This window comes from Oceaniferula flava, from assembly GCF_016811075.1.
In the GTDB taxonomy this organism is placed as follows: domain Bacteria; phylum Verrucomicrobiota; class Verrucomicrobiia; order Verrucomicrobiales; family Akkermansiaceae; genus Oceaniferula; species Oceaniferula flava.
The window spans coordinates 43,879-63,933 of record NZ_JAFBGL010000014.1 but is presented as its reverse complement, the minus strand read 5'-3'; the positions used below and the strand labels follow the sequence as shown (position 1 = coordinate 63,933).

Below are 20,055 nucleotides of genomic sequence, written 5' to 3'. Positions count from 1 at the left end.
AAACTGATAAACTGATAAACTGATAAACTGATAAACTGATAAACTGATAAACTGATAAACTGATAAACTGATAAACTGATAAACTGATAAACTGACTATGTCGGACTTCGGGCGTTTGTTTCGTGAATCTTAGAAAGTCATCAAACACCTCACCCATTGATGTTTTTGCCGAGACATAAAAAACCCCGGCTGCATTTGAGCAACCGGGGTTTTGAGTTGGGGCTAATGCCGTAACTAGATCATGACCTGAACCCTGTTTTCACATGACGCGATGGCGGGTGGGCAGGTCATGGCTGGTTACATCATGCCGCCCATGCCACCCATTCCGCCCATGCCGTGGTCGTGACCACCGGCAGCGGCTTCTTCCTTCTCAGGAATGTCAGTGATGAGACACTCGGTGGTGAGCAGGAGTCCGGAAATGGAGGCTGCGTTTTGCAGTGCTGAGCGAGTGACCTTTGTTGGGTCAACCACACCGGAACCGATGAGGTCTTCGTAAGTGTCGGTGGCAACGTTGTAACCGTGACCTTCGTCGTTGGTTTTGACGTTTTCAACGATCAGTGCGCCTTCGCGACCTGCGTTGGTAGCCAGCTGGCGAAGTGGAGCTTCCACGGCCTTGGCAACGATACCCATGCCGGTTTTCTCGTCTTCGTTGCTAGCAACATCGCAGCAGCCGTTCTTCTCACAAGCTGCGAGAGCACGGAGCAGAGCGGTTCCACCACCGGGGACGATACCTTCTTCGACAGCAGCGCGAGTAGCGTGCAGAGCATCTTCAACGCGCGCCTTCTTCTCTTTCATCTCAGTCTCGGTGGCAGCACCGACGTTGATGACAGCCACACCACCGGCGAGCTTGGCAAGACGCTCTTGGAGCTTCTCGCGATCGTAGTCGGATGTGGTGTCTTCGATTTGACGACGGATTTGGTTCACGCGGCCAGTGATGGCGTCGCTGGTTCCCTCACCTTCAACGATTGTGGTGGCGTCCTTAGTGATGGTGACACGCTTGGCGGTGCCGAGGTCTTCGAGCTCGACGTTCTCAAGCTTGATACCGAGGTCTTCGGTGATGACTTTACCACCGGTGAGGATGGCGAGGTCTTCAAGCATGGCCTTGCGGCGATCGCCAAAGCCAGGAGCTTTGACAGCAGCCACGTTGAGAGTGCCGCGGAGTTTGTTCACCACGAGAGCAGCGAGAGCTTCGCCGTCGACGTCCTCGGCAATGATGAGGAGTGGCTTGCCAGTTTTGGCTGCTTTTTCCAGAAGTGGAAGCAGGTCCTTAAGGGAGCTGATTTTCTTCTCGTTGATGAGGATGAGAGCATCATCGAGTGAAGCTTCCATGGACTCGGAATCGGTGACGAAGTAAGGGCTGAGGTAGCCTTTGTCGAACTGCATACCTTCGACCACGTCGAGGTTGGTTTCGATGCCTTTGGCTTCTTCCACGGTGATGGTGCCGTCTTTGCCGACTTTGTCCATGGCTTCAGCGATGATACCGCCGATTTCCTTGTCCCAGTTAGCAGACACGGTAGCGACCTGAGCGATCTCGGACGTGTCGGAGACCTCCTTGGAGATTTCCTTCAGCTGAGCGACGATGGCCTCGGTGGCCTTCATGATGCCGCGTTGCAGTGAGATTGGGTTAGCACCAGCGGTGACGTTGCGGAGGCCTTCTTTGTAGATGGCTTCAGCGAGCACAGTCGCGGTGGTGGTTCCGTCACCGGCGATGTCAGATGTCTTGGAGGAAACCTCACGGATGAGCTGGGCGCCCATGTTTTCGTAAGCATCTTCAAGTTCGATTTCCTTGGCAACAGAGACACCGTCCTTGGTGATTGTTGGGGAACCGAATTTCTTGTCGAGGATGACGTTACGGCCTGCAGGTCCGAGAGTTGCCTTGACGGCGCGAGCGAGTTTTTCCACACCGCGCAGGAGTGCTTGGCGGGCTGATTCGTCGAATTGTAATTGTTTAGCCATAATGGTAGTTATTGGTAATTGTTATATTGAAAATAAATGAGATGCGCGTTCTGATGAGTGCGCGGTTCTAGTTAGCCAACGATGCCGAGAATGTCGGACTCGGAAAGGATCAGCATGTCCTCGCCGTTCACTTTCACTTCGGTGCCACCGTATTTGGAGATGAGCACTTTGTCGCCCACTTTGACGGCAAACTCGATGGTTTTTCCATCATCGTCTTTGCCACCAGTTCCGAGGGAAACGACCTCAGCTTCTTGAGGCTTTTCTTTGGCGGAGTCTGGAAGGACGATTCCTCCAGCTGTTACTTCTTCGGCTTCGAGACGTTTCACGAGAACGCGCTGTCCGATGGGTGTAATGTTAGACATAATGGTTTGTTTTTGTTTTTTGGTTTTGGTTGTGTTGTTAGGTCTGTTGTTTAGACAGAATTAACGGAATGGTTCAGTCTCAATAGGATGAATGAAAACAGGCTCCATCAGACAGCGATGTTTGATGGAACCTGTTGAGATGGTTTAGTCATCGACGACTTCGGCGTCCACGACCTTGCCCTTGGCTTGCTTGGGCTCGGAAGGTTTCTCTTCACCGGCGTCGGCTTCAGGGGCAGGTGCACCTGCTCCGGCGGCGCCTTGAGCGGCCTGGGCAGCTTGTGCCAGCTCTTGCAGGGATGCTTCGAGCTCGCTGGTAGCGGACTTGATGGTATCGAGGTCGTCAGCCTTGAGAGCCTCTTTGACGGCTTCCACTTTGGCTTCGATGCCGGACTTGATTTCAGCGGGAAGCTGCTCACCGAGTTCGCCGAGTTGTTTTTCAACTTGGTTCACCAGGTTCTCTGCGTTGTTTTTGGTTTCAACGGCTTCGGCGCGTTTCTTGTCCTCCTCGGCGTGCTCTTCCGCATCGCGCTTGGCTTTTTCGATTTCCTCATCAGAAAGACCACTGGAGCCCTCGATGGAGATTTTGTTTTCCTTGCCAGTGTTCTTGTCCTTGGCGGACACGTGCAGGATACCGTTGGCATCGATGTCGAAGGTCACTTCGATCTGAGGTGTGCCACGTGGAGCGGGCTCGATATCACCGAGGTGGAAGTTACCGAGGATCTTGTTATCGGCAAACATCTTGCGCTCACCTTGACAGATGCGGATGTCCACACCTGGCTGGTTATCCGCAGCGGTGGAGAAGGTCTGAGACTTCTTCGCAGGGATGGTGGTGTTGCGCTCGATCATGGGGGTGGCGATCTGACCGGCTGTCTCGATGGACAGAGTCAGAGGAGCCACGTCGAGCAGCAGAACGTCTGAGACATCGCCTTGCAGGACTCCGCCCTGGATGCCGGCGCCGATGGCGACCACTTCATCCGGGTTCACGCCTTGGTTAGGCTTCTTGCCGGCAAGAGCTTCAGCAGTTTCCACCACCTTGGGCATGCGGGTCATACCACCGACGAGAACGAGCTCGTCAACTTCGCTGGCAGAAACACCGGCTTCCTTCAAGCAGTCTAGAACGGGCTTCTTGGTGCGCTCAAAGAGGTGATCGGTGAGTTGCTCGAGCTTGGCACGTGTCAGTGTCTGTTGGATGTGCTTAGGACCAGTCTGGTCCATGGTGATGAATGGCAGGCTCATGTCGTAGCTCTGCGATGATGACAGGGCGATCTTGGCTTTTTCTGCCTCTTCTTTAATCCGCTGCAGCGCGTCAGGTTGCTTGCTCAGGTCCATGCCTTCGGCATCTTTGAACTCGTTGACAATCCAGTCGATCAGAGTGTTGTCCCAGTCGTCACCACCCAGCTGGGTGTCGCCGTCTGTTGCAAGCACTTCGAAGACGCCGTCGTCGATGTCGAGAACGGAGATATCGAAGGTTCCGCCACCGAGGTCATACACGGCGACTTTCTCTTCGGATTTTTTATCAATACCGTAGGCAAGAGCTGCGGCAGTAGGTTCGTTGATGATGCGGCGCACTTTCAATCCAGCGATCTCACCGGCTGCCTTGGTGGCGGACCGTTGGGAATCGTTGAAATAAGCAGGCACCGTGATCACAGCCTCGGTGATGGTCTCGCCGAGCTTGGTCTCAGCATCGGACTTCAGTTTGCCGAGCACCATGGCTGCGATTTCCTGAGGAGAGTAAGTTTTCTTTTCACCTCCGACTTCCACTTGAATGTGGGCATCGCCGTTGTCGGCCTCAACGATTTCGTAAGGGACGTTTTTGTCGGCATCGGAGAGCTCGCTGTATTTGCGGCCGATGTAACGTTTCGCGGAGAAGATGGTATTCTTGGGGTTGGTGACCGCCTGGCGCTTGGCGGCTTGGCCAACGAGGCGTTCACCGGACTTGGTGAATGCTACGATGGAGGGTGTGGTGCGTGCGCCCTCGGAGTTTTCGAGAACTGTTGCTTCACTACCATCCATCACTGCCATGCAGGAGTTGGTAGTTCCGAGGTCGATTCCTAGTATTTTAGCCATGTTAGTTGGGTCCTTTCGTTTGGAGTTGCGGTTTTGCTTTGAAATGGGAGCTGAGATCTTTCAACTGACATTTCTTATGCACGCACTATGCCACCGCAACGAACCGGTCTATAACCTGCTATTTATCTAGGAATTAGCGAAAATCGCCCCTATCCAACCACACTACGAATCGCGTCAAGATGACCCATATCGCCCAACTTGTCCGAGTCATTCTGACACAGTGCGACACTTTGATTCACGATAGGACAAGTCACCAGAAAGCACATGCCGTGCACACAAAAAGAGCCGTCGAATGAACGACGGCTCTTTGGAAAAAGTTTGAGGTAAGTCCTCGCAGAATTACTTGGCGTATTCAACGACTGGGACGTCATTGAATTGTGGCAGAGGACGAAGTTCAGGTGGACGCTCTTCACCGGTGCAGCAACCGCAGGAAGAGAGAACAGCAGCACCGGCAACGGTGGACAACATGATAAAGATACGAAGTGCTTTCATAGTATATGTATTAATGTGGATCGTGGTGTTATTCTACGTTGATCAAATGATCGTGATTGGTTTTGCCAGAATCCAAAATCTAGGCAAGAAAAAAGGCATAAGAAAAGGGCGAACATGCTAACAGAACTGCTAACAATGTCCGCCCTTGAACTATTTTCAAGGCTATCAAATAGCCTCAATGAATTACTTCATTGGCTGTGTCATCACAGGAGCAGGAGCAACGGTAGGCTCAGGCTTGGATCCACAGGAAGCGCTGACGGCGACGCCAACAGCAGCAGCAAGAATAAGTGCAATTTTCATATTTAGTATTATGGTTTTGGTTAGTTTCAGTGGGTGTGTCAGGCGTGATGCTTGGCACTTACTGAAAAGATGTTAGAAACAATCGAAGTTACTTAACTGGAGGAACGACAACTGGTGGAGTTTCAGGAGCTGGCTTTGAGCAGCAAGAAGCGCTGACCATGACTCCGCATGCAGCGGCGGCGATTGCGATGATTTTAACGAGTTTCATATTTGTATCTAGTTTACTAGGGTGTGTGTCCGACCTACCAAAATGGCTGAGATCAGACGAGTTATACAGCGTTCCAACATTTTGCTCAAACGCTGACAGGCTTTATTCTATAAGGCATCTGGGTGCTTGCAAGCGGTAAAATAAGAAAATCTATATTAATCTGCTCATCCTTCCTATGAGGCTCATCGTTTCTCAATGGCGATCATCGTGATGTCATCCATCTGAGGGATGTCACCGGAGAAATCGGCGACCGCGCGACGCACGGATTCAACCACCGCCTCCGAACCTAACGGGGCAGATTTGAGGAAAACATCCTTAAGTCGTTCTTTACCAAACTCCCCTTCACTTCTGTTTTCTGCTTCGCAGACGCCATCGGTATAGAATAGCAAGCAATCACCGGAGGCCATTTCCAATTCCAAATCCTTGGTAACACGCTCAAAGACCTCGCCTTCATCAATACCGATTGCAAGCCCCGGCGGCTTGATGTTTTCAATCGTGCCGGTGTCGCTACGGAACATCATCGGAGGGTCGTGACCGGCTCTGGCGAGTTTAAGATTTCCAGAGCCATGCTCGAGCACTACGTAAGCAAGACTGACAAACATGTCCTCTCTAACATCCGGGAACAAATTGCGATTCACCTGCACCAATGCTTCAGAGGGTGACGCAGATGTCTTAGCTGTTAGGCGAAGGACGCTGCGGCACATCGCCATCAGCAACCCTGCAGGAACCCCCTTTCCAGTCACATCGGCAATGACGACACCGGTCTGGTTTTCATCGAGTTCAATGTAATCGAAATAATCGCCGCTAATCATGCGTGCCGGGGTATTACTTCCACTGACTCGATAGCCAGGAATGATAGGTTCCTCGGAAGGAAGCAAAACGTTCTGCACCTCTCTTGCCGTGCGAATTTCATCGTCGAGCTTGCGTTTCTCCACCAACTCACGGTGGATCATGGCATTGCCGAGGGCGAATGCGGATTGCTCGGAGGCTGAACGAAACACTTCAAAATCATTACCGGTGAAGAGGCTTGCGCTCGAACTGTGTCTCCTAACGATCGCTACCACGCCAATATCTCTGCCACTATATTGCAGTGGCGCTAATAAAGCGGTGACGTTCTCATCGTAGCTGACAAATGAGTCTTTAAACGACTCGTGATCTTTGACGTTGGGGATCATTAAACACTCGCCACCAGTTAGAGTAGCTCCCAGCACACCTTCGGCGGCACCTACTTTGGATAGGCGCAGATGGCTGGCCAGTGCCCGCGAGTCCTTCTTGGCTCGCTGTCGGATCTCCACGGGAACACCAACCAGGGGCGGGCAATCTTTGGAAATGTATTTAGGGGTGAGGTATTTCTGGTCTTCGGTCAGAAAATACAGGGCTCCCCCATCGGCACCCAGCACCTTACTGAAGCCCTCGACAATTTCCTTATAAAGCTGCCGCGAGGAAATATCTTTGCCAATCACCTCACCGAGGTGATGCAAGAAATCAAACATGCGCAATTCCTCGCCGAGAATATCATCCTTCTCACGCTGAGTGGCGGCTAGTTGTCTGCCTTTTTGACGCAGAGCGATCAGGCAAATGGCAAATAAAACTGCAATGACAGCAGCGATCGCGTAGGCGGAACTAGTCATGGGCTACTGAAGTTCGGTAGAGCTGCGATCATTGAGGAGAATTGTGTGAGACCTGAAAATCGCCGACTCGCGCTACTTGTTCCCCGTTTTCTTCGCCTTCACTTCGGCTTCTAGAAAATCGAGCACGGTGGCGAATTTTTCGGCATTCGCATCATCGGCCTCGACCAGTTTTTTATGGGCATCGAGGACATGGCTACCTCGGTCGCGGGGAGAACCTTCATCGCCGCATGGAGTAAGATTGGCTCTGATCTCCGGAATGCGGTCTTCCCAGACGGCCTCCTTCGGGTTGATTTGCATCAGCACATCCAGTCCGAGATCTTCGAGCGACTGCTGGTTGCGGTCGCCAGGTTCCGCGATTTGCAAGTGAGCGTCCGGGATCTTCATCAGACGCATCGCGAGCCCTGCCAAGGTGCCCATGAACGTGGAGTCCATACCTGTGCAGGCAGCGAGATCCACGACCACGGTGGTAGCTCCGGAATTAATCTCATTTTCAGCCCACTGCTTGAGTGTGGGACTGTTTAAAAATGATCCTTTTCCTTCGCAGCGGATCCACGAGAATTCGCTTTCGCGACTAGCTGAAATTGGGTTTTCTGCACTCACTCTATTCAGAGAATTTTTTATTAGGGCGACAGTTCCAAACCTACGCTCTGGGCTAGCCGAGGTCAATCATTCAGAGAGGATATTTTTCAACGCCAGAGATACGATCGTTTAACTGCGACCACCTTGCCGCCGCGAATCAAGCGAGCTCTCCAGGCGAGCACTCGGCCACCCTGTTGATACGCCTCGCCGATGATTTTGAACTCAACAGACCCGCTGCTCTGACCATCGGGAATGGTGACACTGCGGGTAATTGTTTTCGAGGCACTTGTCGCCTGTTGGTAATCAAACACCACTTTGGCGTCGCGCACATCGGAGCCAAGGTCATTCCAATACACGGTGTAATAATGGCCAAGCCGGCTCATCCGCTCTTCGGTGGTGACAGCACCTTGCAGGCGGTAAAGCTGCTCGCCCCGGACCATCTCAGCGTTATCGTCAACGACCTTTTCACTATCGAGATGGAGTTGGCGAACAGCGAGTGGCGGTTTCTCACTGCTCCCGCAGGAGACCAATGAGACGGAACATGCGAGGCCCAATAGCGCTGACGTGAGGAAGGCAGGAAATGAATGGTGCACGAGAGCTATCCAAGCCCAGCTGGAGAAAAAATCCAATATCGAAATTTCCAATTCGCCACATGGGACAGCTTTGTCTAGGATATCCTTCATGGACGCCACGATCGAAAATCGCTTGCAAGAATTTATTCAAAGCAAGGGACTGCGAAACACCCCTCAGCGCAACGCGATTGTTGAAGCGATTTTCGCCAACGACGAGCACTTCACCGCGGACGAGTTATGGGACCGTGTGAAGAACACCCAATCGAGTTCTTCACGTGCCACCGTGTATCGCACGATCTCCCTTCTGGTGGAGGCTGGGCTGCTGCATGAGATCGATTTAGGCGACGATCAGAAAACGTATGACCCCAACTTCGTGGAAAGCCCCGCCCACAATCACTTGGTATGCATTGACTGTGGCAAGGTGGTGGAATTCGAAGACGCCCACATTCAGCTGATGAACGACTGCGCGGCTCGACGCCTAGGCTTCCGTCCGGAAAAACAATCATTGAAAATTGAAGCCTGTTGCGAGAAGTTACGTCTGAACGGCCGATGCGAGAACTTGATCTCAGCCCGAGTTCAAGGAAAGCGTCTGCCGAAGAAACGCTAGCTGACCCAGCATCATGACAGACCTAAGTTCGATCCCTGAAAAAATCCGTTCAGAGCTCTGTGAAAGTGGCCCTGAAGAGCTTGCCAGCACCATCACCCATGGTCTTGGTTTTTTATTAAGTGTCGCCGCCTTGGTGATCATGATCGTCGTATCCGGTGACGACCCCTGGAAGATCACCGGGGGTGCCATTTTTGGATCCACGCTGGTGCTGCTCTATCTGTCATCGACGCTCTACCACACGATGGTTTCACCGCGGAGCAAATCGTTTTTCCAGGTCGTGGATCACGCCGCGATCTACCTGCTCATCGCCGGTTCCTATACGCCAATCACCCTGGTGACGCTACGTGGTGCTTGGGGATGGAGCCTGTTTGGCATCGTCTGGTTCATGGCCATCGCCGGTGTTATGGTGAAAGCCTTCATGAAAAACAATCGGGAGCACTGGCTCTCGACGGCGCTTTATCTCATCATGGGCTGGCTCGCAGTCTTCGCCTTCGGCCCCCTGCTGAAAGCACTGCCCACACCTGGCATCGTTTTACTCGTCGCCGGTGGGTTATTTTACTCACTGGGAGTAATCTTCTTCGTCTGGAACAAGCTGCGATTCAACCACGCGATCTGGCACCTCTTTGTGCTCTCAGGGAGTATTTGTCATGCCTTGATGGTCATTCTTTACATCCTTCGCTAATCGATATTGTCTCAGCTTCATGCTTCTTTCCTACCAAACCACAGGTAATCAAAACGACACCCCGCTGATCTTTCTGCACGGCCTCGGCGCTGGCAGCGTGCAGACGACTTCAGCTTTCCCCCATCTCGAAAACAACTTCGTCATCGCCCCGGATATGCCCGGCCACGGCGACAGTCAGGATTTCGATCCCAGCGAGCTGAACTTCGATCGTTTCGCCGATCTGGTGGTCGAGCTGATGGATCATCTGGGGATTGAGTCATCGAACATCGGAGGTCTTTCCATGGGTTCCGGCATCACGCTCAACCTGGCATTACGATATCCTGAGCGAGTCAAAAAAATCATCCTGCTGCGTCCGTCGTGGCTGAACGAGAAGCAGCCGGAGCATCTGAAACTGGTCGCTTATGTCGGTCAGTGGATCGAAGAAGGTGGTGTCGAGTTCGCCCGTGAAAAACTCCTGGCCGACCCGGATTTCCAAGAGCTCGATGCGCAGAACAAACCGGTGGCCAACTCCATTGGCGCCCTGTTCCAGCACCCCCTCACCCCGGCATCCACCGCCGTGCTCTATAAAATGTGGCAGGACGCTCCATTTTCCGATCCGGAACAGCTCTCGCAAATTGGCAATCGTGCCCTGGTGCTGACCACCAGTCGCGACGAACTGCACCCGCAATCCACGGCCGATGTGATTAGCGCGCATCTCCCCGATGTGCAAACCGGCGAGCTGCCACCGCGCTATCACGATGGCCAAGGCTACGCTCTGGCGCTGAATGCCATGGTGGCGAAATTCCTGGCAGGATAAACGCTTTCCATCGGCGAGGTCCTCTGCTTTTTTCAAGGCGTGCAGAACGACCAATATTTTCAAGACAATCACATTAGTGATCACCTCTCGACGATTTTTGACGATCTTTCGGGCTTCACCTTTTTCGTCAAAGATCTCGAGCTCAGGTATGTCGCCTTCAACAAGCGTCTGCTCAATATCTTCGGTGTCGATGACGGCACCGAGATCCTTGGCAAGAAAGACGATGACTTTATGCCTGAGCACATCGTCAACTCTATCCGAGAGGACGATTTGAAGATTCTGGAGACCGAGCAATCGATTCTCAACCGGATCGAGCTCGTACCCACGGGCAACGGATTTGTCGACTGGTCGGCGACCAACAAAAAGCCGCTGCACAACACCAAGGGTGAAATGTGCGGGATCATCGGTGTCACCCGACCATTCAGTCAAAGCAACGCCGCTCTGCAGCAGCACGACGAGTTGGGCGATGCCCTCAAGCTGATGCATGAGTCGTTCAGAGAGAACATCGCCATCACTAAACTAGCCGGTGAAGCCAACCTCTCGCTGAGCTCGTTTCAGCGCAAATTCAGAGCCTGCTTTGGCATGTCCCCCAAGGAATACATCCGCCACCTCAAGGTGCAGGAAGCCTGCCACAAGATCGTGCAAACGACTCAAAGCTTCGCCGAAATCAGCTACGCCTGCGGCTTTTCTGATCAAAGCCACTTCTCGCGAGAGTTCACCCGAATCATGAAAGAACCACCGTCATCGTATCGGTCGCGCTTCAAAGCCCAATAGGCCACCTGACCATTTTATACATAATTTTGCACTGATTTTTCATGACAACCCAAGCCATCTGACCTAGAAATAGACGCAACACTAGGCATTAACCTATTTCATCATTATGATTACAAAACGCATTTCCACCGAACAAATCCTGGCGAACCTCAAGCGCAAAGTCGACGCTCGCGAGCCTATCATGATCTCCTCAGCGGGTAGCGGCCTGGTCGCCAAGCTTCAGGAAGCGGCTGGCACCGACTGCATCAACACCTTCTCCGGAGCCCGCCTGCGCGCCAACGGCATGGGCACCATGTCCATGATGTGGCCCATCCTCGACTCCAACAAGCAGACGCTCGACTACACCCGCGAAGACATCATGCCGGCACTCGACGGTAAAGCATTCGTCTGCGCCTGCCTCAACGCCAACGACCCACTGAAAGACATGCACATGGTGCTCCAGCAGTGCAAGGACATGGGTGTCAACTCGGTCTCCAACATCGGACCGTCCATCTCATACGTCGATAAGGACTCCGAAATCTTCAAAGTGATGAGCTCCGCGGGCATCACCCTCGACAATGAAATCGAAATGCTGAAATACGCCCGTGAGGAAATGGACATGGTTTCCGTCGGTCTCGGTTTCACTCTGGAAGACTCCGTTCGCATCTGCGGCGAAGCCAAGCCACACATCTTCTGCTTCCACGCCGGAACGACCCAGGGTGGCCTCAAAGGTTACTCCGGCGGCATGACTCTGGACGAAACAGCAGCCGTCACTGAGGAAGCCTACGCCAAGTGCCGCGAGGTGCACCCGGACGTCATTCTCGTCGCCCACGGTGCGGCTCTGGAAAAACCAGCCGACGCCCAGTATATCCTCGATAACACCACTGGACACGGCTTCTGGACCGGTTCGTCCACTGAGCGTCTGCCTGTGGAGCAGGCTGTTTCCAAAGCAGCCAAAGACTTCGCCGATCTGCGCTTTTCCAAATAATCACCCCCTCTCACCAGCCACCCACCTTATGAAAACAATCGCCATCCTCGCCACCCTCGACACCAAGGCCGATGAAGCTGACTTCATGCGTCAGGAAATCGAACGCCTCGGCGGCAAAGCCCTACTGATCGATATCGGTCTGGTTGGTGATTCTTCGATTCAGGCTGACATTTCCAAAGAGGAAATCGTCAGCACCGGTGGTGGCAATCTGGCCGAGCTGTTGGAAAACCCCAGCCGCGAAAAAGCCAGCCCATTCATCCTCGCCGGTGCCACCAAGGTCATCACCGGACTGCAGGAAGATGGTAAAATCGATGGCATTGTCACCCTCGGCGGCACCCAGGGCACATCCGCCTGCGCGCCCATCCTTCAGGCCCTGCCCTACGGCTTCCCGAAGGTGATGCTGTCCACCGCCGCCTCCGGCGACGTCGGCCCCTTTGTCGGCATCAAGGACATCACCATGATGTTCGCGGTATCCGACATCCTCGGACTGAACGTTTTCTCCCGCAAGATCCTTGCCAATGCCGCCGCAGCCGCTTGGGGCATGGCACAGGTGGAGCGCAGCATCACCAAGTCCGAAGCCAAAGGCGTGATCGGCATGTCCAATCTCGGCGTGCTCACCAAGGGCGCGATGCATGCCATCAAGCTGTTCGAAGACGCAGGCTACGAGGTGATCACCTTCCATGCCATTGGTGCCGGTGGCGAAGCCATGGAGCAGATGATGCGCGAAGGCATCATCACCGCCGTCTTCGATTACGCCATGGGTGAAATTGCCGACGGAGTATTCGGAGCCCTGCGCTCCAGCGGACCAGACCGCCTCACGGTCGCCGGTAAGCTGGGACTGCCGCAGGTCATCTGCCCCGGCGGGTCCGAGCACCTCGGGATCTTGGTCGACAAACCCAGCCAGGTTCCTGCCGGCTACGAAGACCACCAGATCACCTGGCACACCCCCTATGTCTTTGTTCCCCGCCTCAATGCCGAGGAACAAGCCAGAGTCGCCGCCTGCATCGGCGAGCGCCTGCAATACTCCCAAAAGAACACCGCCTTCCTCATGCCCCTCAAAGGTGTGTCGAGCTACTCGGCCGAAGGTGGTGAGCTTTACAACACCGACCTCGACGCCGCCTACTGGGACGCGCTCCAGAAGGAACTTCCATCACAAGTGGAAGTGGAAGCACTTGAGCTCACCGCGGAAGATCCGAAATTTGTCGAGACCGCAGTGGCCAAGCTGATCAGCATGATCGAGGCCTAACAACACCCTTTCTTTCCTAGAAAACACAACCCTAACCACCACAACTAACCCAATACCAATACTATGGCTGACTTAGACGACATCAGAGACGGAGACAACTTCGGTCTCAACACACCCGCAGACACCAGCAAGTTTTACCTCAAAGGCATGAACAGTGCTTCCTGGGGCGTAAAAAACCGCATGTCTCGCATCTTCAACCGCAAGTCCGGACGCACCGTGATGCTTGCTTTCGACCACGGTTTCCTCATGGGACCCACTTCCGGTCTTGAGCGCATCGACCTCAACATCGCTCCTCTCGCCGAGGAAGCTGACTGCTTGATGGGTTGCCGCGGCATGATCCGCACCTCCATCCCTGCGGAAAACACCAAGCCAATCTGTCTGCGCACAGATACCGGCACCACCATCCTCACCGAAATGAACCACAACGTGCTCATTTCCGAAGCGGAAGCCATCAGCATGAACGTATCCGCCATGGCCGCTATGCTCGCCATCGGTGATGCCGACACCGAGGCATCCACCATCGCCAACTTCAGCAAGCTGGTCGATATCGGAAACAAATACGGCATCCCCGTCATGGGTGTGACCGCCGTGGGTAAAGACATGGCTCGTGACTCACGTTACTTCGGCCTCGCTTCCCGCGTTTGCGCTGAGAACGGTGCTTCCATCGTGAAAACATACTACACCGAAGGCTTCGAGAACGTCGTGGCAGCCTGCCCCGTTCCTGTGGTCATCGCCGGTGGTAAGAAGCTTCCTGAGCTCGAAGCTCTCGAGCTCTGCCACAAAGCGATCCAGTGCGGCGCCGCAGGTGTCGACATGGGCCGCAACGTCTTCCAGTCCGAGGCTCCCCTCGCGATGATGAAAGCCGTGAAGGAAGTGGTGCACAACAACGCCACTCCAGCCGAGGCATTCGACGTCTTCAACACCGTGAAGAACGAAGCCTAACAAACAATCAGCAATCCGGCCGATCCCTGCGATCGGCCGGATTCACTTTTTTTCAAGATTATGCCACACAGCGACAAACTCGACCGCCTGAAGTCCGTCACCAGCGGAGCTCCCCAGCTTAGCATTGGCACCCTGACCGGTGACATGATGCACCAAGCCAACGATATTCAGATCCTTGAGAGCGAGGGCATTCAGCTACTCCATCTCGATGTCATGGACGGCACTGTGTGGCCCAAGATTTCCGTCGGATCCGGCTTCCTCGCCGGACTGAAAACCGACCTCCTGAAAGACGTCCACCTGCTGACCTCCCATCCTGAGAAGCACGTGGCCGATTTCGCCGCTGCCGGAGCAGACATCATCACCGTGCAGATTGAACAATGCGATGATGTCGCCGCCACCCTCACCAGCATCCGCGAAGCGGGCTGCCTGGCCAGTGCCGGCATTTACCCCACCACACCCATCGAGGAGCTGCTGCCTTACCTCGACCTCTGCGATGTGGTTTTCCTCCTTTCCATCGGACCTGACACTGGTAAACAAACATACTTCGATGTCGTGGCCGATCGCATCAGCCAACTGCGCGATGCCAAACCTGAACTTGTGCTTGCGATCGATGGTGCGGTGAAGAAGGACAACGTCGGCGAGCTCGCCGCAATGCAGTCCGACCTCATCGTCACCGGCTCCGCCATTTTCGACGGTGTCGATCCATCAGCCAACATCCAAGCGATGACCGCTTCCATCAACAACCAGTAACCCCCACCCTCATTTCAAATTATGTCTCAAGAACTTCTAGAAAAAGCCAAAGCTCGCAAAGCCAGCTTCTCCGCCGATCAGTCCGATCCCCTGAAACCTCACGCCGGTAAAGTGGCCATCGTGACCGGTGCCTGTGGCGGCATTGGCCGAGCCACGGCTGAGAAACTTCACGCAGACGGCGCCATCGTCGTCGGCATGGACATCAACCCCGCCATCACCGAAAACCTGCAAGGCGAAGGCCTCAGCGGCGTGGTCTGCGACATCACCGATGACGCTGCCTTGGAAGCCGCGGTCGACCAAGTGGTCGCCGATCACGGTGGACTCGATATCGTGGTCGCCAACGCCGGAATTTTCAAATCCGGTGAATACATCGATGTCCTCGGTGACAGCTGGGATCTGCACATGAAGATCAACCTCACCGCGACCCAGCGCTTTCTGCGTTTCTCCATCCCCTATCTCAAGGAAGGGATCGATGCCTCCATCATCATCATCGGCTCGCGGAACTTCAGCGCACCCGGGCCTGGCGCCGCCGCTTACTCGGTGACCAAAGCCGGTGTTACCCAGCTGGCTCGTGTGGCTGCTCTTGAGCTCGCTCCCTTCGGAGTGCGCGTCAACACCCTGCACCCGGATGCTGTCTTCGATACCGAAATCTGGACCGAAGAAGCTCTGAAAAAGTCCGCCGATCGCTACGGCATGACCGTGCAGGAATACAAAACCAAAAACCTGCTGCGCACCGAAATCAAATCCACTGATATCGCCCTGATGGTCAGCACGGTCGCCGGGCCTGCGTTCAAAGCCACCACCGGTGCTCAGATCCCAATCGACGGTGGTAACGATCGCGTCATCTAATCGCGTCACGATTGAAAGAATTAGAATCCCCAAAACGCATCTAAGTTTACCATATTATGAAACCAGTCATCACTTTATTCACCGCTGCGACGCTAACGGCATCGTCACTGTATGCGGCTCAACCTGCCGACCACCTCGTCTTCGAGGGCGGTGAAGGCCCCGGCAAAGGGAAACACATCGTGCTGATCGCAGGTGACGAGGAGTATCGCTCCGAGGAAGCCATGCCCATGCTCGGCCAGCTTCTCTCCAAGCATCACGGCTTCAAATGCAGTGTGCTTTTCTCCTTGGACGACAAGGGCAACGTAGACCCCAATAACCAGAAAAGCTTGTCGCACCCCGAGTCGCTCGACTCTGCGGACCTGATCGTGACCTCCATCCGCTTCCGTGGCTGGGGTGATGATGCCATGGAGAAGTTTGATGCGGCTTACAAACGTGGCGTGCCATTTGTCACCCTGCGCACCTCAAACCACGGGTTCAAGTTCGGCAAAAACAGCAAGTGGGCAAAGTATTCTTTCAATGCCAAGGAAGACACCGGCTGGAAAGGTGGCTTCGGACAGCAGCTGTTCGGCATGACCTGGATCGCTCACCACGGCAAACACAAGGTCGAGGGCACTCGCACCATCGTGGAAGAGGCCAACAAAGATCACGCCATCCTCAACGGCGTCGGCACGATTTTTGCCGAGTCGGACGTTTACACTGCACGTCCTCCAAAGGAAGTGAACGTGCTGCTGCGCGGTGTGGTGACCAAGACTCTTGAGCCAAACTCCGAAGCCGTCGAAGGCAAGAAAAACGATCCCATCCAGCCCGTCGCTTGGACCAAGCTTCACAAAAACGAAGAAGGGAAAACCAATCGCATTTTCAACACCACCATGGGCGCTGCCAGCGACTTGGATGATGCCAACCTTCGTCGCTTGGTTGTCAACGCGTGCTACTGGGGCCTCGAACTCGAAGTTCCCGCCAAGGCCGTGGTCGATGTCCCTGCCGGCTACCAGCCAACCTTCTACGGATTCAAGAAATTCAAAAAGGGCAAAAAGCCAGCCTTCTTCATCCCCGGTGATGCCGCCGCGGGAGTCAAGGGCGCTGCCGGTGTCACCGGTCAGGCAGGCACTCTGGAAGCCAAGCAAAATGGCAACATTGTGATCCTCGGCGCAGGAATGGCCTCACGCATGGTGAAACACAGCCATTTCGAAACTGAGCTGCAACTGCGTTTTCCCGGTAAAAAACTCACCATTCGCAACATCGCGGACGAGGGTAACACCCCCGGATTCCGCCCACAGCCAGGTCGCGACTACGACGGTCAATACGCCTTCCCCGGTGCCAAAGACCTCGTTCCCAAAGAGCTGCAGAACAAAACCGGCAGCAAAGGCCACTACGAAACTCCCGATCAATGGTTGAACCGCCTCAAGCCGGACACCATCATCGCATTCTTTGGCTACAACTCTTCCTTCGGTGGCGCCGCTGATGTGGATCGCTACAAGAAAGAGCTCGCCGCCTTCATCGATCACACGCTGAAGCAGCAATACGATGGCAAGAGCGCGCCGCAACTGGCGATCGTCTCCCCCACCGCCGTGCAAGATCTCTCTGCTACCCACCACACTCCCAAGGGTGACACCCAGAACGAGAACTTGGCTCTCTACACCAAGGCGATGAAAGAAGTTTGCGCAGACAAGGGTGTGCTCTTCGTCGATGCCTTCTCCCCATCCAAGGCGGTTTTCGATTCTGCCAAGGAGCCACTCACCATCGATGGTGCGCTGCTCAATGACAAAGGTTACAAGTGGCTTGCCGGCCGTCTTGCCGACGACCTCTACGGTAAGAAATCAGCCGACCGCACCCACGAAAAACTCGTGCACGCTGCCGTGGCTGAGAAGAACTGGGTCTGGCACAACCTTTACAAGATTCCTAACGGTGTCCACGTTTACGGTCGTCGTTACAAACCTTACGGTCCTCAGAACTACCCGGACGAACTGAAGAAACTTGCCGAAATGGCTGAGCTTCGCGATTGGGCCGTCTGGCGTGCACTGAAAGGTGAGAAATCAGACCTCACCAAGGCCGATGCCAAAACGCACAAACTTCCTGAAGTCCCCACCAACTACAAGCCGTCCAAGAAAAACGGTAACACTGAGTATCTCACTGGTAAGGAAACTCTCAAGAAGCTCAAGGTTCCCGAAGGTTACAAAATCGAGCTCTTCGCCGATGAGAAACAGTTCCCTGACCTGGCGAACCCAGTACAAATGTCATTCGATGGCAAAGGCCGCCTCTGGGTAGCTTGCATGCCTTCCTATCCACACTGGAAACCCGGTGACCCACGTCCCCAGGACAAGCTGCTCATCTTTGAAGACACCGACAACGACGGCAAAGCCGACAAGCAAACGGTTTTCTATGACAAGCTGCACCTCAGCATCGGATTCGAACTGGCACCTGAAGGCGTCTACGTTTCCCAGGCCGACTCCTTGATCCTGCTTCAGGACACCGACAAAGACGGCAAGGCGGATAAGAAGACTTACCTCGCCAGCGGCTTTGACGATCACGATACCCACCACGCGATCTCCGCATTCTGCGCCGATCCATCCGGTGCTATCTACATGGGCGAAGGGGTCTTCCTTCACTCCAATGTCGAAACCGTCTACGGCACCCACCGTGGAACCAACGGAGGATTCTTCCGTTACAATCCGAAGCGTCGCCACCTCGAGCGCACCGCTCAGCTGAATATTCCCAACCCATGGGGTATCACCTTCGATAAGTGGGGACAGAACTTCTTCCTGCACACATCAGGCACCCGCGTGAACTGGATGATGCCCGGCACCATCAAGTCCACCTACGGAAAAGGCATGAACGCCTCACGTGACCTGATTAGCTCAAACAGCGTGCGTCCTACCTCAGGCATCGAGATCGTTTCCAGCCGCCATTTCCCCGATGAAGTTCAGGGAGATCTGCTGATCAACAACAACATCGGATTCCTCGGCATCAAGCAGCACGAGCTGACTGACGACGGCACCGGTTACAAGACCAAGTTCCGCCATGACATGCTGAAATCGGAGGAAGGTAACTTCCGCCCTGTCGACCTCGAGTTCGCCCCTGATGGTTCACTCTATGTCATCGACTGGTCCAACGTCCTGATCGGTCACATGCAGCACAACGCCCGTGATCCGCATCGCGACCACGTGCACGGCCGCATTTACCGCATCACTTATCCATCACGTGATCTGGTGAAACCCGCTAAGATCGACGGAGCATCCATCGACGAACTTCTGGAAAACCTGAAGGTCTACGAAGATCGCACCCGCTACCGCACCCGCCGCGAACTTCGTGGTCGTGACACCAAGGAAGTCCTTGCTGCGATTAAGAAGTGGACCGCTGGTCTGGATAAGTCAGATGCCAACTACGAGCACCACCTGCTGGAAGCCCTCTGGGTCACCTGGGGCCACGATGCCATCGATCAGGATCTCCTGAACCAGTTGCTGCAATCGAAGAACTACAAAGTTCGCGCCGCTGCTGTCCGTGCCCTGCGCTACAACGGTCACTTGGTCAGCAATCAAGCTAAACTGCTGAAAACAGCCGCTGGTGATGAACATGGTCGCGTCCGTCTGGAAGCCATCGCCGCCGCCTCATGGCTCGATGATAGCTCTGCCAAAAATGAAATCCTCGCAGTCGCCGAACAAAGCGATGTGGATTCATGGATGAAGGACGCTCTCAAAGTGGCCAAAGGTCAAGACGGTGGTCCTCGTGAGCCAAAGGTGAAAATACCCAAGTATTTGAGCAAGGCAGACAAGGCTCTGTTCAAGGCTGGACACGAAATCTACCACCGTGAAGCACACTGTGCCACCTGTCACCAAAACGACGGCAAAGGGCTTCCCGCTGCCAATTTCCCACCAATCGCCAAAACCAAGTGGGCCACCCAGGATCCGGAGCGTCTGATTAAGCTCTCCCTGAAAGGCCTCACCGGACCGATCAAGGTGCTGGGTAAAGACTACAACGGCTCGATGACGCCATTCGAGGGTCTGCTCAACGATAAGGAAATGGCCGCCGTGCTCACCTTCGTGCGTAACAGCTTTGGCAACAAAGCGAGCTCGGTATCGCCCGAGCAAGTGAAGAAGGTGCGTGCCGAGCTCAAAGGTCAGCCCGACCTACTGAACCCAGCCGATCTGCTGAAACAGCATCCGCATCAATAAGCCTTCGCTGAAGCGATCATTCTCAAGCCCCCTCTGCCCGATCCGGCAGAGGGGGCTTTTTTTGTGGCTCGGAAACGAAAATGCACCCACCGATGCCTGAAAGATA

Annotated in this window: 17 protein-coding genes; 10 read left to right on the top strand and 7 right to left on the bottom strand. The window is 54.4% G+C overall.

Annotation, left to right across the window (positions count from 1 at the left end; all coding sequences use genetic code 11):
- Positions 1 to 297: 297 nt before the first annotated feature.
- From groL to JO972_RS16115, 7 genes are all read right to left on the bottom strand, one after another.
- The gene (gene groL, locus JO972_RS16145) at positions 298 to 1,959 is read right to left on the bottom strand and encodes a chaperonin GroEL (protein WP_343221608.1); all 1,662 of its coding nucleotides are present in this window, start codon (positions 1,957 to 1,959) and stop codon (positions 298 to 300) included.
- Positions 1,960 to 2,027: 68 nt separating this feature from the next.
- Positions 2,028 to 2,318 carry a co-chaperone GroES gene (locus JO972_RS16140; RefSeq protein ID WP_309491121.1) on the bottom strand — a complete coding sequence of 97 codons (291 nt, stop codon included), beginning with the start codon at positions 2,316 to 2,318 and terminating at the stop codon, positions 2,028 to 2,030.
- A gap of 144 nt (positions 2,319 to 2,462) precedes the next feature.
- The gene (dnaK, locus tag JO972_RS16135) at positions 2,463 to 4,385 is read right to left on the bottom strand and encodes a molecular chaperone DnaK (RefSeq protein WP_309491120.1); all 1,923 of its coding nucleotides are present in this window, start codon (positions 4,383 to 4,385) and stop codon (positions 2,463 to 2,465) included.
- A 339-nt stretch (positions 4,386 to 4,724) separates the two neighbouring features.
- The gene (locus JO972_RS16130; protein WP_309491119.1) at positions 4,725 to 4,877 is read right to left on the bottom strand and encodes a hypothetical protein; all 153 of its coding nucleotides are present in this window, start codon (positions 4,875 to 4,877) and stop codon (positions 4,725 to 4,727) included.
- A gap of 690 nt (positions 4,878 to 5,567) precedes the next feature.
- Positions 5,568 to 7,016, bottom strand: a complete 1,449-nt coding sequence (locus JO972_RS16125) for a GAF domain-containing SpoIIE family protein phosphatase (RefSeq protein WP_309491118.1) — start codon at positions 7,014 to 7,016, stop codon at positions 5,568 to 5,570.
- Positions 7,017 to 7,088: 72 nt separating this feature from the next.
- The gene (locus JO972_RS16120) at positions 7,089 to 7,616 is read right to left on the bottom strand and encodes an STAS domain-containing protein (RefSeq protein ID WP_309491117.1); all 528 of its coding nucleotides are present in this window, start codon (positions 7,614 to 7,616) and stop codon (positions 7,089 to 7,091) included.
- An 86-nt stretch (positions 7,617 to 7,702) separates the two neighbouring features.
- Positions 7,703 to 8,188 (bottom strand): hypothetical protein, encoded by a 486-nt coding sequence (locus JO972_RS16115; protein ID WP_309491116.1) that lies wholly within the window; start codon positions 8,186 to 8,188, stop codon positions 7,703 to 7,705.
- A gap of 88 nt (positions 8,189 to 8,276) precedes the next feature.
- Between JO972_RS16115 and JO972_RS16110 the strand changes: the two genes are divergently transcribed.
- From JO972_RS16110 to JO972_RS16065, 10 genes are all read left to right on the top strand, one after another.
- Positions 8,277 to 8,774 carry a Fur family transcriptional regulator gene (locus JO972_RS16110; protein WP_309491115.1) on the top strand — a complete coding sequence of 166 codons (498 nt, stop codon included), beginning with the start codon at positions 8,277 to 8,279 and terminating at the stop codon, positions 8,772 to 8,774.
- 13 nt (positions 8,775 to 8,787) lie between these two features.
- Positions 8,788 to 9,456 (top strand): PAQR family membrane homeostasis protein TrhA, encoded by a 669-nt coding sequence (gene trhA, locus JO972_RS16105; protein WP_309491114.1) that lies wholly within the window; start codon positions 8,788 to 8,790, stop codon positions 9,454 to 9,456.
- Between the two features lie 19 nt (positions 9,457 to 9,475).
- The gene (locus tag JO972_RS16100; protein WP_309491113.1) at positions 9,476 to 10,252 is read left to right on the top strand and encodes an alpha/beta fold hydrolase; all 777 of its coding nucleotides are present in this window, start codon (positions 9,476 to 9,478) and stop codon (positions 10,250 to 10,252) included.
- 39 nt (positions 10,253 to 10,291) lie between these two features.
- Positions 10,292 to 11,026 (top strand): AraC family transcriptional regulator, encoded by a 735-nt coding sequence (locus tag JO972_RS16095; protein ID WP_309491112.1) that lies wholly within the window; start codon positions 10,292 to 10,294, stop codon positions 11,024 to 11,026.
- A 106-nt stretch (positions 11,027 to 11,132) separates the two neighbouring features.
- Positions 11,133 to 11,993: a phosphoenolpyruvate hydrolase family protein gene (locus JO972_RS16090; RefSeq protein ID WP_309491111.1), complete on the top strand. Its 861-nt coding sequence runs from the start codon at positions 11,133 to 11,135 to the stop codon at positions 11,991 to 11,993.
- 28 nt (positions 11,994 to 12,021) lie between these two features.
- Positions 12,022 to 13,239, top strand: a complete 1,218-nt coding sequence (locus tag JO972_RS16085) for a Tm-1-like ATP-binding domain-containing protein (RefSeq protein ID WP_309491110.1) — start codon at positions 12,022 to 12,024, stop codon at positions 13,237 to 13,239.
- 63 nt (positions 13,240 to 13,302) lie between these two features.
- Positions 13,303 to 14,181: a 3-hydroxy-5-phosphonooxypentane-2,4-dione thiolase gene (gene lsrF / locus JO972_RS16080; RefSeq protein WP_309491109.1), complete on the top strand. Its 879-nt coding sequence runs from the start codon at positions 13,303 to 13,305 to the stop codon at positions 14,179 to 14,181.
- A gap of 60 nt (positions 14,182 to 14,241) precedes the next feature.
- Positions 14,242 to 14,931 (top strand): ribulose-phosphate 3-epimerase, encoded by a 690-nt coding sequence (locus JO972_RS16075; protein WP_309491108.1) that lies wholly within the window; start codon positions 14,242 to 14,244, stop codon positions 14,929 to 14,931.
- A gap of 21 nt (positions 14,932 to 14,952) precedes the next feature.
- On the top strand, positions 14,953 to 15,780 hold the full coding sequence (locus JO972_RS16070) for an SDR family oxidoreductase (protein WP_309491107.1): 828 nt from the start codon (positions 14,953 to 14,955) through the stop codon (positions 15,778 to 15,780).
- 56 nt (positions 15,781 to 15,836) lie between these two features.
- Positions 15,837 to 19,949: a PVC-type heme-binding CxxCH protein gene (locus tag JO972_RS16065; protein ID WP_309491106.1), complete on the top strand. Its 4,113-nt coding sequence runs from the start codon at positions 15,837 to 15,839 to the stop codon at positions 19,947 to 19,949.
- Positions 19,950 to 20,055: the final 106 nt, after the last annotated feature.

Coding starts and splice junctions, on each gene's coding strand:
- JO972_RS16110 (WP_309491115.1), top strand. CDS start 8,277: ATGGACGCCACGATCGAAAATCGCTTGCAAGAATTTATTCAAAGCAAG.
- JO972_RS16130 (WP_309491119.1), bottom strand. CDS start 4,877: ATGAAAGCACTTCGTATCTTTATCATGTTGTCCACCGTTGCCGGTGCT.
- JO972_RS16090 (WP_309491111.1), top strand. CDS start 11,133: ATGATTACAAAACGCATTTCCACCGAACAAATCCTGGCGAACCTCAAG.
- JO972_RS16065 (WP_309491106.1), top strand. CDS start 15,837: ATGAAACCAGTCATCACTTTATTCACCGCTGCGACGCTAACGGCATCG.
- JO972_RS16100 (WP_309491113.1), top strand. CDS start 9,476: ATGCTTCTTTCCTACCAAACCACAGGTAATCAAAACGACACCCCGCTG.
- dnaK (WP_309491120.1), bottom strand. CDS start 4,385: ATGGCTAAAATACTAGGAATCGACCTCGGAACTACCAACTCCTGCATG.
- JO972_RS16070 (WP_309491107.1), top strand. CDS start 14,953: ATGTCTCAAGAACTTCTAGAAAAAGCCAAAGCTCGCAAAGCCAGCTTC.
- lsrF (WP_309491109.1), top strand. CDS start 13,303: ATGGCTGACTTAGACGACATCAGAGACGGAGACAACTTCGGTCTCAAC.
- JO972_RS16125 (WP_309491118.1), bottom strand. CDS start 7,016: ATGACTAGTTCCGCCTACGCGATCGCTGCTGTCATTGCAGTTTTATTT.
- JO972_RS16075 (WP_309491108.1), top strand. CDS start 14,242: ATGCCACACAGCGACAAACTCGACCGCCTGAAGTCCGTCACCAGCGGA.
- trhA (WP_309491114.1), top strand. CDS start 8,788: ATGACAGACCTAAGTTCGATCCCTGAAAAAATCCGTTCAGAGCTCTGT.
- JO972_RS16140 (WP_309491121.1), bottom strand. CDS start 2,318: ATGTCTAACATTACACCCATCGGACAGCGCGTTCTCGTGAAACGTCTC.
- JO972_RS16085 (WP_309491110.1), top strand. CDS start 12,022: ATGAAAACAATCGCCATCCTCGCCACCCTCGACACCAAGGCCGATGAA.